The following is an 11,911-nucleotide window of genomic DNA, read 5'->3' as shown; positions in this document are numbered from 1 at the left end:
TCAGGCCGGACCCCAGTAGCCGATGCGGCGGCGGATCTTCAGCTTGCGCCACAGGTTCAGCGGCTTGCGGCGCGGATTGCGGGCGCCGGCGGCGATGAAGGTGTCGATCGCATCGAGCACGCGCTCGCTGGAGCGGCCATCGCGATAGGGGTGGATCGCGTCGGCGTAAGCACGGATTGCCTGCAGCAACTCTGGCGGCCGCGCCAGTGCACGCTCGATCGCCGGTTCGAATTGCGCCGGCTCGTCGATGTCGATCAGTTGCGGGCCCGGCCGACGGTTCTTGAACGTCACCACCGGTTTGCCCGTGAGCAGGAACTCGTTCAATGCCGATGAAGTATCCGAGCACATCATGTCGACCTGCGGGAACAGTTCGAGGATGTTGTCGTTCTCGGCGAAGGTGAGGTACTCGTTCTGCAACGCCTTGAACTTCGCTGCGGTCTCCGGGTTCATCTTCGGATGGAAGGTGACGATCCAGCGCCAGCGACCATCGCGCGACAGCCGCTTCACCTCGTCGTGCAGCGTCTCCGCGGCGCTCCACGAGGGCGAGAAGGTGGAGTGATAGAGGATCACCGGCGGCTGGCGCACCGGCGGCAGCGGGCCGGTGATCTCCTTCATGAAGGGATCGAGCTTGGGAAAGCCGGTCTCGGTCACCGCGAAGTGGCCGACCTTGTCGGCGATCGCCTGGAACTGCGCGGTATCGCGCGGGCCGGTCGTGCAGTACAGGTCGAAGAAGCCGCGCACGTAGATGTGCCTCGGCTTGCCGGCGTCGAAGCCGTGGAAGGTCTCGACCTTCACGCCGGGGAAGAAATGCGGCACCGCGTTGCTGGAGGTGATCACGGCAATCGGCTTCCATGCACGCACCTCGGCCACGCTCAGCAGGCGCTCGCCTTCGACCAGATCCTCGGCGCCGGGGCCGTCGAAGAACCAAGCCGCTTCGTCGCCGCGGGCGCGGATCGCGTCCTGCAGCGGGCGCAGGATCGCCAGTGCGTAGCGTTCGGAGCCGTACAGGAGGTAGTGCTTGCGTGAAGCCGGCTTGGACATGTCAGCGGTCTATCTGGTGGCGGGTCAGCACGGCGGCGGCGCGCGCCACCGACTCCGGATGGTTGACCATCTCGTAATAGCGCATGCGCTTGTACAGCGCATAGCTGGCGGCGGTCTGCGCGATCATGAAGCCGCGCCAGCCGTCCATGAACGCCAGCCGGAACACGTAATCCTTGAGGAAGGCCAGCGCGAACACGAACGGCGCCTGCCACATCCGTACCGGCTTGCCCTTGTCGAGCCAGTCGCGGCATTTCAGTTCGGCGTAGCGCAACACTTTCAGCTGCTTGTGCGGCAGGGTCGGGTTGTTGAGGTGGTTGAACGATGCTCGCAGCGTCGGCGCGGCGCCGTCGAAGCGCAGTGACTCGTGCACCCGTGCATCGCTCCAGCGCGCGCGGCCGCGATGGTACAGCCGCGCCATCCGCTCGCCGACCGCGGGGCGGTACCAGCGCATCGGCCGGCCCATGTAGATTGTGCTGCGGCGCAGATACGCGGCCGGTGCATCGCTGGCCATCAGCTCCGGCAGACGTTGCTCGAGTTCCGCGGCCAGTTCCGGGCTGAGGTATTCGTCGGCATCCAGCACCAGGATCCAGTCGTGGCTGCACTGGGTGGTGGCGAAGTTGCGCTGGGGGCCGAAGCCGAGCCAGTCCTGCTGCACTACGCGGGCGCCGTGCGCCTGCGCGATCGCCACCGTGTCGTCATCGCTGCCACTGTCGATCACCAGCTTCTCGGCCGCAAACGGCACACTGTTCAGGCAACGGGCGATGTTGTCGGCCTCGTTGTGGGTGATGACGGCGAGGGTCAGCGGGAGAGTTGGCATATGCGGATTCTAGCCGAAGCCCGCGCTTCGCCTGTGCTGCCGCGGTTCGGCTGCCAGCGGTCGGGAACGATCATTGCGTTCAGCTGGACGGGTCGCATCTTTGCCCGCCAATCCATGACAATATTCACTTGTGTCGATGGATGGCGGCTCAGTCCGCGTCGCGCATTCCCTGCAACCGCACCGAAACGGCAGCTCATGAAACGAACCCTCGTCACCGGCGGCGCCGGCTTTCTCGGCTCGCACCTGTGCGATCGCCTGATCGCGGATGGCCACGACGTGTTGTGCGTCGACAACTTCTTCACCGGCAGCAAGCGCAACGTGGCGCATCTGCTCACGCATCCGTATTTCGAGCTGATGCGGCATGACGTGACCTTCCCGCTGTATGTGGAAGTGGAGCGCATCTTCAATCTGGCCTGCCCGGCTTCACCGGTGCACTACCAGCACGATCCGGTGCAGACCACCAAGACCAGCGTGCATGGCGCGATCAACATGCTGGGGCTGGCCAAGCGCGTCAAGGCGCGCATCCTGCAGGCCTCCACCAGCGAGGTGTATGGCGACCCGGAAGTGCATCCGCAGGTCGAAGGTTACTGGGGCAAGGTCAATCCGATCGGCATCCGCAGCTGCTATGACGAAGGCAAGCGTTGCGCCGAGACGCTGTTCTTCGATTACTACCGCCAGCACGCGCTGGATATCAAGGTGGTGCGCATCTTCAACACCTACGGTCCGCGCATGCATCCGAACGATGGTCGGGTGGTGAGCAATTTCATCGTGCAGGCGCTCAAGGGTGAGGACATCACCATCTACGGCGATGGCAGCCAGACCCGCAGCTTCTGCTATGTCGACGACCTGATCGATGTGATCGTGCGGATGATGGATTCCGAACGCGACTTCACCGGGCCGGTAAATATCGGCAACCCGGTCGAGCACACCATGCTGGAGCTGGCCGAGAAGGTGATCGCGCTGGTTGGCGGCCGCTCGAAACTGGTGTTCAAGCCACTGCCGGCGGATGATCCGCGGCAACGTCAGCCGGATATCAGCCTGGCACATGACAAGCTGGGCTGGCAGCCGAAGGTGGCGCTGGAAGATGGCCTGAAAGAGACCATCGGTTATTTTCGCCAGTTGTTGCAGGACGGCGCTGCCGCATGACCAGCTTCGCCGTTGTCATCACCAGCTACAACTATCGTGACTTTGTCGGCGCAGCGATCGACAGCGCACTGGCGCAGACCCGCGCGGCCGCCCAGATCATCGTGGTGGATGATGGTTCCACCGATGGTTCACCGGATTATCTGCGCGAGCATTACGGCAGCGATGCGCGGGTGACCCTGCTATGCGGTGAAAATGGCGGGCAACTGGTCGCGTTTCAGCGCGGCGTGGCCGAGGCGCGGGCCGACGTGATCTGTTTTCTCGATGCCGATGATCGCTGGGAGCCGGATTATCTGGCGCGCATTGGTGAGGTTTACGACAGTCGCCGTGACATCGACTTCGTGTTCTCCGACATGCAGCTATTCGGCGATGAAGAGCGCTGGATGGGCTACGCCAATCGTTCGCTGGATCTCGGATTCACCGTGATCAGTACTTACGCGTTGATGCATTGGTACGGTGCGCCGACGTCGGCGTTGTCGATGCGCGCGCTGTGGGCGCGCCGCACACTGGAACTGCCGGCGGACCTGAGCAGCAATTGGCGGCTGTCCGCCGACAATTGCCTGGTGTATGGCGCCAGTGTGCTGGGCGCGCACAAGTACTACTTGCGCACTGGCGCAGTGCACTACCGCATTCATGGCAACAACGGCTGGTGGGGCAAGCAGACCGCTGCCAACCAATATCTCAACCGATTCCGATCGCGCTGCCTGATCGAGATCTATGCGAAGAGCATCGGGCTGGACGTGCGCTGTGTAGAGAGCGCCAAGCATGAATTTCGCACCAAGCCCGACCCCACATGGCGTGAGGCGAAACGCTACGCCAAAGTGGCGCAATTGCGCCGCGGTTCATGGTTGGGAAATCTGGAGCGTGCTGCGTCGATTTTATGGCCGGTGTTCAAGACCCGTCAACAGGCACCGAAAGAACTGCGGGACATGGATTGAGCGAGACTGCCGCGATGCGCATCAGCGTTGCCGTGATCACTTACAACTGGCCCGAGGCGCTGCAGCGGGTGCTTGCGGCACTGGCTGCGCAGAGCGAACTGCCCTATGAGGTGATCGTCACCGACGATGGCTCGCAGCCGGCCACGCGCGAATTGCTGGAACGCATCGCGCGCGACTATCCAGTGCGCCTAGTACACCTGTGGCAGCCAGACGACGGTGCTCGAATGAGTCGTGCGCGCAACCGCGCGATTGCGGCCGCACAGGGCGATTACATCATCCTGCTCGATGGCGACATGGTGGCCGAGCGGCATTTCGTCGCCGACCATCGCTCGTTCGCGCGCAGCGGTTGCTTCGTGCAGGGCTCACGCGTGCTGACCAATGCCGCATTGACTCGGCGCATGCTGGAAGGGGGGCTGGTGATGCCGGGTTTTTTCAGTCGTGGCATCGAGCGGCGCCGACATACGTTGCGCCTACCTGCGCTCGCTCGCTGGTATGCCAGGCCCGGCACCAAGCGTCGCGGTATCAAGAGCTGCAATATGGCGTTCTGGCGCGACGATTTGCTGCGCGTCAACGGTTTCAACGAGGCGATGACGGGCTGGGGGCGCGAGGATACCGAGCTGGCGGCGCGTGCTTTTCATGCGGGCCTGCTGCGGCGTGAACTGCGCTTCAGTGCACTGGCAACACATCTCTACCATCGCACACGCAAGCACATCGTCGACAATCCGAATGACCGCATCGTGGATGACACGCGAGCTCGCCAGCTGATCCGCTGCGAGTTTGGCCTTGATCAGCATCTGTCTGAATTCGCGACTGCAGCGGTCGATCTACGCGTTGTCATGCGCGATCACGGGATCTCTCAGAGCAGTTGACGCAATGCCTTGTCCAGTCGGCCGACAAAGGCTGCTTCGTTCGATGCAAACCAAGTCCGTGCCTGTTCGCCCAGTGCTGTGTGTTCGTACTCGGGCATGGCCAGCAGACGTTCGATGGCGGCTTCAAGTGCGGCTTCGTCAAAGTGGTGCAGGGTGGCCAGATTGAACGGACCCGTCCTATGGGCCTTCACCAGAACGCCGCGCGACGCCGTGACCAGTTCATTCATGGGTGGCACATCGCAGGTGAGCACCACCGCTTTGCAACTCATCGCCTCGGCGAGGTAGTGGCCCCAGCCTTCGGTTTCCGACAGGCACAGGTGGAACATGTGGGAGTTTTGCAACCGCCGGATTTCGCGGATGTCGTTTAGATAACCCACCCGGTGTTCGATGTTGGTGGGACTCGGTGTGGGCAGGCAGGTCGCTGTGCGGGGCGATTGCAGCACCAGCAGCTTCGGCCATTCCGGATGGCGTTGCCACAGAGCGAGCAGACGTTGCGTTCCCTTCATTCGGCTGGCACCAGCCAGATGCAGGAAGGTCGGTTCGCGCGGTATGTCGGGAACAAGGCAGTCGGTGCTGTGGAAGCCGATATGCAAGGCGCGGCAGCCACGTGTCGTGAACAGATCCACCGCATAGTGGGTCTTGCACAGAATCGCGTCGAAGCGGGTCAGATAACGCTGGCTGCGCGGCGACATCCATTCCGGATTCGGTACCAGCAGATTCAGTCGTGCCAACCCGAACCAGTCAGGGCGCACGTGTTCCAGTGCGATGTTTACGTCGTACAGGGTGGCTCGACGATCTGCCTTGAGCAGCCGTTGCCACCACATGCGCAGATGCGGCAGCAGGCTTTTCCAACGGCCGTCGTGCCGATGCGGGCCGAGCCGAGTCACGTGCACCTGATGGCCGAGCGCGGTCAGTGCCTTGGACAGCAGTCGGAGATCGTGGGTGAGTCCGCGTTGGTTGTCCCACGCGAGCAGGTTGATACGGGCCATGGCAGATCGACGTCAGCGGGATGGAGCGTCGTGCAGCTGGCGGCCGATACCGACCGCCAGACCCAACACGAGGAACAGATAGAGTGATTGCGGCATGGCCCGATAAAACACATTGTCGCTGAATGCACATAGACCATACATGCCGATCACCATCAGCCCGGCGGCGGCGGCGGCGGCGATAGGCTCCTGCGCATGATTGAGATGGCGAGCAAAGAACCCTAGTGGAACACCAAGGAACAGCAGCAGCACAAGCAGTGCGGGCAGTCCGCCAGCGGCCAGTGATTCGAGATATTCGCTGTGCGGATGCACGTATTTGGCGATCGTCGGACTGGCGTTGCCGATGGCAGCTTGTGCTCGGACATACACGCCGAACTGATCCAGGCCGATGCCGGCCAGCGGATGTTCAAGGAACGCCTGCCATGCCGTGTGCCACATCTCCAGCCGTTCGCGCACGGCGCCGGAAGTGTCGTCAGGGCTGTAAGTGGCAATTTCGGTCGACACAGCGGCCAGCCGATGGACCATTTCCCGGTGCAGGGTGGCAGTAACTGCCAACATACCCGCTACGGTAACGGCGAACAGCATCAGCATGCGACTCCAGCGTTGATAGCGCACGGCATACCACAGCATCAGGCCGAGGTAGATCGGGGCAAATGCCAGCAGTGGGCCGCGACTCTGGGTCAGGACTGCGCCATACAAGCCGATCGCCGCCGCCACGATATGCAGCCATCGGTCGCTGCGTGTCGTGTTAGGGCGCAGCGCCTGCAGTATTGAAAGCAATACTAGAATCAGCAGGTACATCGCATATTCAACCGAGGCCCAGTCGCCGCCGTTGAGTCCGTAGGGACGGTCGACAGCTTGCCCATAGCGCTGAAACAGGCTGGCCGCACCGAGCAGGATGGTGGTCAGGCTGAAACCAATGGCGATCACGCGCTGCTTCAGCGGCATGGCGAATGCGGCGGCGATTACCAGAAACAGTGCCGTCTGGGCTGGAAGGTCGAGCGTGGACCAGTCGAGTCGGTGCCCCAGGAAGTTGCCGATGTCGTACAGCAGTCGCAACAGACAGGCCGCAGCGACCGGCCAGGCCAGGCGATAGCCGAGCCGGATTTCCGCACGGGTGATCAGAGCCAGCATGCCGATCACAAACAGCGCGGCCATCGGCATAGCCTTAAGGCGCGAGGACACAGCAAAGCACAGCGGCATGATCGCCAGCAGCAAAGAGGCGACCCAGACTTGCCATGAAACCGGTTGCGCGCGCACGTCGTGTACCTGTCGAGCCAACATAGAATCCATTCGGGAAATGCTACCGGGCCATGCTGTCGACGTGGCTTGTATGCGGTGCACTATAACGCGAAGGTTCATCTCGTTCGTGTATGGCCGAGGTGAACGGGCTTTTTTTCACTCGCGCGGAAGCACATCACGTTTTCAGGGTGTGTCCTCGGCATCTTCGTCCGTGTATGTCGCGGGCACGCATCCGGGCATGACGGCGTCAGCCCTGAACATCCACCATTCACGGCGATTGGCATGGCCGACATAAGCGGCGTGATGACGGTTCACGCATGTGCCCATCGCTTCGTCGAGGCTGAAGACCCAGCGGTGTACCGGAGCCTGCTGCTGCCATGCGATGGCTTCGGCGTACTGCTGCGGCCAGGGTTTGAGGAAACCGAATTCGCTGGTTGGACCTTGCGCCATCAGCAGGTTCTGCTCTTTCCATGCGAGTAAGCCGATCTCAGCCTGCGGTCCGGCGATGGCGCGTGCTTGAGCCATCACGTCGCGTGCCGAGCGATCGCCATTGAGCATTGGATAACCCCACAGGCCGTACAGCGTCCACAAAATGCTGGCGAACAGCAGCCAGCCCAGTGGTGCGCGGCGCACCCGCGTGAAGGCGGCGACGATGAGGCCGGCTACGCCGATGCTCAGCAGCAGCCACCAGATCTGCGGATCTAGGCTTTGTTCGATCTTGCCGGCCCAGGCCGGATGTCGATGAATCGCCAGCGTCGCGGCGATCGTCAGCGCGCCGGCCAGCAGCAGGGTCAGCGCGAACACCGCCACGCGCACGCCACGCCGGCGCAGCAGGCCGGGCAACAGCGGTGCCAGCGCCAGCGCAGTCATCGGCAGTGCCGGCAGGATGTAGACGTCGCGCTTGCCCGGGCTGAACGAGAAGAACAGCAGCACCAGTACGATCCAGCCCAGCGGAAGCAGGAGACGCGCGTCGCGTCGCTTCAGTCGCCGCCACCATGCCGGCAGCGCCCACGGCAACAGCAGCGATAGCGGCAACCAGTCGACCACGATGATGCCGAGGAAATAGAACGGCGAATGGATATGCCCGGTCGGTGTCGCGTAGCGATGCACGGTCTGTCCGAACAGGATGTTCTGTACATATTCGGCGTGCTGCGGATCGCCATCGGCATGCGCGACCAGCAGCATCGGCAACAGCCAGCCCAGGATCGGCAGCAGGAACAGCGCCAGACCGCCGACCCAGCGCCAGCCGCCGCTCGGCAACGCCAGTTGATGCCAATGCCCACGGCGTGCGATCAGGTACGGAATCAGCATCAACAACGCCAGCACGCCAACGCCCTTGGTCGCCACGCCGACGCCGGCAAAGAAGCAACCCGCGGCGAACCAGCGCCACGACGGTCCCAGCAGTAGATGCCGCAGCAAGCCGTAGTTGGCAAAGGTGATCCAGCCCAGCAGCAGCGGATCGATCTGCGCGTTGCGCATCTGGTAGGTGAAGTGAATGGTCACCAGCAGCGTGGCTGTCGCCAGCAGCGCGCTGCGATGATTCCACAGCCGTCGTGCCAAGTCGTAGACCAGTGCCAATGCGGTCAACGCCGCCGCCAGCGACGGCAACAGGAAAGCCACACGCCAGTTGCCAGTTACCAGGTAGGCCAGCGCCTGCAGCCACATGAATACCGGCGGCTTGTCCGGATACAGCTCGTGGCCGCGGTGCGGGAACAACCATTGGCCATGCTCGACCATCAGTCGTGCGACCAGCGCGAAACGTGGCTCGTCGGACGGCCACGGATCGCGCAGACCGATGCCAAGGCCAAGCAGCAGCAGGGCGAACACGCCGAACAGCAATAGCTCCCAGCGGGCGTCGCGCAACCACAGCGGACGTGCGCGGGACAGGGGCGTACAAGGCTTCACGGGCGGGGCGTTCCGTCAGCGGCGATCGATGATGTCAAGCATAGCCGGGCCGGCCGAAGTATTCGTGTTGCGATGATGGCGGCAGGTCAGTGCTGACCGTCCCGGTAAGGGCTCAGGGCTGTTTCTGCAGCACGGCGTAGTACATGCCGTCGAGGTCACCATCACCGGGCAGGATCTGCCAACCCGCCGATGCGGCATGCCCCACCGGTAGTGTGAATGCCACAGGCAGTGCATCGGGCTGGGCCGCCAGCAGTTCGCCAACGATGGCCTCGTTTTCCGCGCGCAGTACAGAGCAGGTGATGTAGACCAAGCGCCCGCCCGGTGCCAGCAGTGGCCACAGCGCGGACAGGATCCGGCGTTGCTGCGCATGCATGGCGGCGATGTCGCTTTCGCGCCGATGCAGCCGCACGTCCGGCCGGCGGCGCAGCACGCCGGTAGCCGAACATGGTGCGTCGATCAGGATGCGGTCGAAGGGCTGGCCTTTCCACCAGCCTTTCGGCGCACCGGCATCGCCGATCACCAGCTTGGCATTCAGCCGCAACCGCATCAGGTTCTGCCGGATGCGCTCGGCGCGTGGGGCATCCACTTCCAGCGCGGTCAGATCGATGTCGGCGCGTTCGAGCAGATGGCAGGCCTTGCCGCCGGGTGCGGCGCAGGCGTCGAGCACACGCAGGCCATCCTTGAGTTCGGCCAGGTCGGCGGCTATTTGCGCGGCGCCATCCTGCACGGCGAACAAGCCATCTTCGAAACCGGGCATGCGGGTGACATCGGTGCTGTGCGGCAATACCAGCGCGTCGCTCAGCCACGGATGGATTTCGGCGGTATAGCCGGCTGTTTGCAATTGCTCGACCAGCGCGCCGCGCTCACTGCGCTGACGATTGACGCGCAGCATCAGCGGCGGCTCGCGATTGTCGGCCGTCATTACCGCGTCGGCCTGTTCCGGCCAGTCGCTTTGCAGCGCTGTGGCCAGCCACGCCGGATGCGCATGGCGCGTCTGCGGCTTGGCATCGAGTCGGGCGATCAGGGTTTCGCGCTCACGCTGCCAGCGGCGCAGCACGGCGTTGACCAGTCCGGCCAGTTGCGGTCGCTGCAATGCGCGAACCGCTTCAACCGTAGCCGCCACGGCGGCGTAATCCTGCAGTTCGAGGATTTCCAGTTGCACCAGCCCCAGCACCAGCAGCGCATGGATCGCCGGATCCTTGTGGCGCAGGGACTTTTCCAGCAGACCGTCGATCGCGGCATCGAAGCGCAGCCACCAGCGCGCGCCTTCGCTGAGCAGGGCCATCAGCAAGGCACGGTCGCGCGGGTCGGCCAGTCGCGGTGCGTAACGCTCCATCACGTCACGCAGCGAGGCGCCGTGCAAGGCAATTTCGGCGAGCCCCTTGGCGGCCAATGCGCGGGTATCGGCTTTCGTCGAGCCAGCTTTCACCGGACTAGTCTTCATGGGCCCAGTCTTCATTGGGGCTGACGCAGCTCAGGGCGGGCGTTGAGGTAGTCGACGGCGCCGATGCGTTTGCCGCCAGCGCGCTGCAGGGCAGTAACGCGCAGTGCGCCGTGACCGCAGGCAAGGTCTATGCCGCCGCGGCCGGCGGCCAGCACGCTGCCGGGCGTGGCGTGGTGGTCAAGTTCGATCGCTTGTGCAGCCCAGATCCGCAGCGGCTCGCCGGCGATCTCACCTTCGGCGACCGGCCATGGATCGAATGCACGCACCTGCTGCTCCAGTTCGCGTGCCGGTCGGCTGAAGTCGAGTCTCGCCTCGGCCTTGTCCAACTTGTGCGCATAGGTGACGCCTTCGGCTGGCTGTGGCATGGCGGTGAGTGCCTCGCCGGCCAAGGTGCGACGCAGGCCTTCGGCCAATACCTCGGCACCCAAGCGGGACAGGCGATCATGCAGCGAGCCGCCGGTGTCCTCGCGGGCAATCGGGGTGCGTCGCTGCAACAGGACCGGGCCGGTATCCAAGCCGGCTTCCATCTGCATCAGGTCGACGCCGCTTGCGCTGTCGCCGGCCAGGATCGCGCGCTGGATCGGCGCGGCACCACGCCAGCGCGGCAGCAGGCTGGCGTGCACGTTCCAGCAGCCGAGTCGCGGAATCGCCAGCACCTTGCGCGGCAGGATCAGTCCGTAGGCGACCACCACCAGCAGATCCGGTCGATAGGCCGCGAGCGCCTGCTGCGTCTGCGCGGATTTCAGCGATTCGGGTTGTTCGACCACGATGCCGGCGGCCAGTGCTGCCTGCTTGATCGGGCTGGGCGTGAGCTTGCGGCCGCGGCCCGCAGGGCGGTCAGGTTGGGTATAAACGGCCACCACTTCGGCGCCGCTGGCGCGGCAGGCCTCCAGGCAGGGTACGGAAAATTCCGGGGTGCCGGCGAAGACCAGCCGCAGACCTGGACGACTCAAGCCGTCGCCGCCTGCTTGCGCTGCTTGTCCAGCCGCTTCAGCAACAGCGCGCGTTTCAGCGACGACAGGTAGTCGACGAACACCTTGCCGTCCAGATGATCCATCTCATGCTGAATGCACACTGCCAACGGGCCTTCGGCCTCGACCACGATCTCGTTGCCGTCGACGTCCTGCGCCTTCACCTTCACCTTCAATGCGCGGGTGACATCGGCATACAGGCCGGGAAACGACAAGCAGCCTTCCTGATAGACCTGCGAGCCTTCCTTCTCAAGGATCTGCGCGTTGATCAGTGCCAGCGGCTGCTGGCGGTCGTCGCTCATGTCGGCGACCAGCACGCGCTGATGCACGTCGACCTGGGTCGCGGCGAGGCCGACGCCATTGGCGGCGTACATGGTCTCGAACAGGTCGGCGACAAACTGCTTGAGCTTCGCGTCAAACGTGCGCACCGGCTCGGCACGGGTACGCAGGCGAGGGTCGGGGAATTCGAGTATGGGTAGTACGGACATGGAATCACCTCGGCGCCGGAATTGCGGGTGATTTGGTAAAAAGCCACCCCCGGTGCGATCTAGAATG

General features: G+C 63.8%; 11 protein-coding genes. 3 read left to right on the top strand and 8 right to left on the bottom strand.

The window, feature by feature from the left end; all coding sequences use genetic code 11:
- Positions 1-1,041, bottom strand: a complete 1,041-nt coding sequence (locus IE071_RS12430; protein ID WP_189441497.1) for a CDP-glycerol glycerophosphotransferase family protein — start codon at positions 1,039-1,041, stop codon at positions 1-3.
- A gap of 1 nt (position 1,042) precedes the next feature.
- Complete coding sequence (locus tag IE071_RS12425; protein WP_189441496.1) at positions 1,043-1,858, bottom strand: glycosyltransferase family 2 protein; 816 nt, start codon at positions 1,856-1,858, stop codon at positions 1,043-1,045.
- A 195-nt stretch (positions 1,859-2,053) separates the two neighbouring features.
- On the opposite strand from IE071_RS12425, the gene IE071_RS12420 reads away from it, so the two are divergent.
- From IE071_RS12420 to IE071_RS12410, 3 genes are read left to right on the top strand one after another with little or no spacing between them, the layout of a single operon-like run.
- Positions 2,054-3,004 carry a UDP-glucuronic acid decarboxylase family protein gene (locus IE071_RS12420; protein WP_189441495.1) on the top strand — a complete coding sequence of 317 codons (951 nt, stop codon included), beginning with the start codon at positions 2,054-2,056 and terminating at the stop codon, positions 3,002-3,004.
- Positions 3,001-3,939 (top strand): glycosyltransferase family 2 protein, encoded by a 939-nt coding sequence (locus IE071_RS12415; RefSeq protein WP_189441494.1) that lies wholly within the window; start codon positions 3,001-3,003, stop codon positions 3,937-3,939. The genes IE071_RS12420 and IE071_RS12415 overlap by 4 nt, the downstream gene beginning before the upstream one ends.
- A gap of 14 nt (positions 3,940-3,953) precedes the next feature.
- A complete protein-coding gene (locus tag IE071_RS12410) occupies positions 3,954-4,808 on the top strand; it encodes a glycosyltransferase family 2 protein (protein ID WP_189441836.1) in 855 nt (284 codons plus the stop codon).
- Here the strand turns inward: IE071_RS12410 and IE071_RS12405 are convergent.
- From IE071_RS12405 to def, 6 genes are all read right to left on the bottom strand, one after another.
- A complete protein-coding gene (locus IE071_RS12405; protein ID WP_189441493.1) occupies positions 4,796-5,797 on the bottom strand; it encodes a glycosyltransferase in 1,002 nt (333 codons plus the stop codon). The two genes, IE071_RS12410 and IE071_RS12405, sit on opposite strands and share 13 nt — an antisense overlap.
- 12 nt (positions 5,798-5,809) lie before the next feature.
- Positions 5,810-7,054 carry an O-antigen ligase family protein gene (locus IE071_RS12400; RefSeq protein WP_229792885.1) on the bottom strand — a complete coding sequence of 415 codons (1,245 nt, stop codon included), beginning with the start codon at positions 7,052-7,054 and terminating at the stop codon, positions 5,810-5,812.
- A gap of 165 nt (positions 7,055-7,219) precedes the next feature.
- A complete protein-coding gene (locus IE071_RS12395) occupies positions 7,220-8,941 on the bottom strand; it encodes an ArnT family glycosyltransferase (protein WP_189441492.1) in 1,722 nt (573 codons plus the stop codon).
- A gap of 112 nt (positions 8,942-9,053) precedes the next feature.
- Entirely contained in the window at positions 9,054-10,385 is a 1,332-nt protein-coding gene (gene rsmB / locus IE071_RS12390; RefSeq protein WP_189441491.1) for a 16S rRNA (cytosine(967)-C(5))-methyltransferase RsmB, read from the bottom strand.
- An 11-nt stretch (positions 10,386-10,396) separates the two neighbouring features.
- Positions 10,397-11,338, bottom strand: coding sequence for a methionyl-tRNA formyltransferase (fmt, locus tag IE071_RS12385; RefSeq protein WP_189441490.1), 942 nt, complete (start codon positions 11,336-11,338; stop codon positions 10,397-10,399).
- The gene (def, locus tag IE071_RS12380; protein ID WP_189441489.1) at positions 11,335-11,844 is read right to left on the bottom strand and encodes a peptide deformylase; all 510 of its coding nucleotides are present in this window, start codon (positions 11,842-11,844) and stop codon (positions 11,335-11,337) included. Before def ends, fmt begins: the two co-directional genes overlap by 4 nt.
- Between the last annotated feature and the right edge of the window lie 67 nt (positions 11,845-11,911).

This window comes from Rhodanobacter panaciterrae (assembly GCF_014651895.1).
GTDB classification, from domain to species: Bacteria; Pseudomonadota; Gammaproteobacteria; order Xanthomonadales; family Rhodanobacteraceae; genus Rhodanobacter; species Rhodanobacter panaciterrae.
This window is presented reverse-complemented; position numbering and strand designations above follow the sequence as displayed.

What these genes read in the sequence shown, in the direction of transcription:
- IE071_RS12425 (WP_189441496.1), bottom strand. Translation starts at nt 1,858, where the DNA reads ATGCCAACTCTCCCGCTGACCCTCGCCGTCATCACCCACAACGAGGCC.
- IE071_RS12405 (WP_189441493.1), bottom strand. Translation starts at nt 5,797, where the DNA reads ATGGCCCGTATCAACCTGCTCGCGTGGGACAACCAACGCGGACTCACC.
- IE071_RS12420 (WP_189441495.1), top strand. Translation starts at nt 2,054, where the DNA reads ATGAAACGAACCCTCGTCACCGGCGGCGCCGGCTTTCTCGGCTCGCAC.
- IE071_RS12410 (WP_189441836.1), top strand. Translation starts at nt 3,954, where the DNA reads ATGCGCATCAGCGTTGCCGTGATCACTTACAACTGGCCCGAGGCGCTG.
- IE071_RS12415 (WP_189441494.1), top strand. Translation starts at nt 3,001, where the DNA reads ATGACCAGCTTCGCCGTTGTCATCACCAGCTACAACTATCGTGACTTT.
- def (WP_189441489.1), bottom strand. Translation starts at nt 11,844, where the DNA reads ATGTCCGTACTACCCATACTCGAATTCCCCGACCCTCGCCTGCGTACC.
- IE071_RS12430 (WP_189441497.1), bottom strand. Translation starts at nt 1,041, where the DNA reads ATGTCCAAGCCGGCTTCACGCAAGCACTACCTCCTGTACGGCTCCGAA.
- rsmB (WP_189441491.1), bottom strand. Translation starts at nt 10,385, where the DNA reads ATGAAGACTAGTCCGGTGAAAGCTGGCTCGACGAAAGCCGATACCCGC.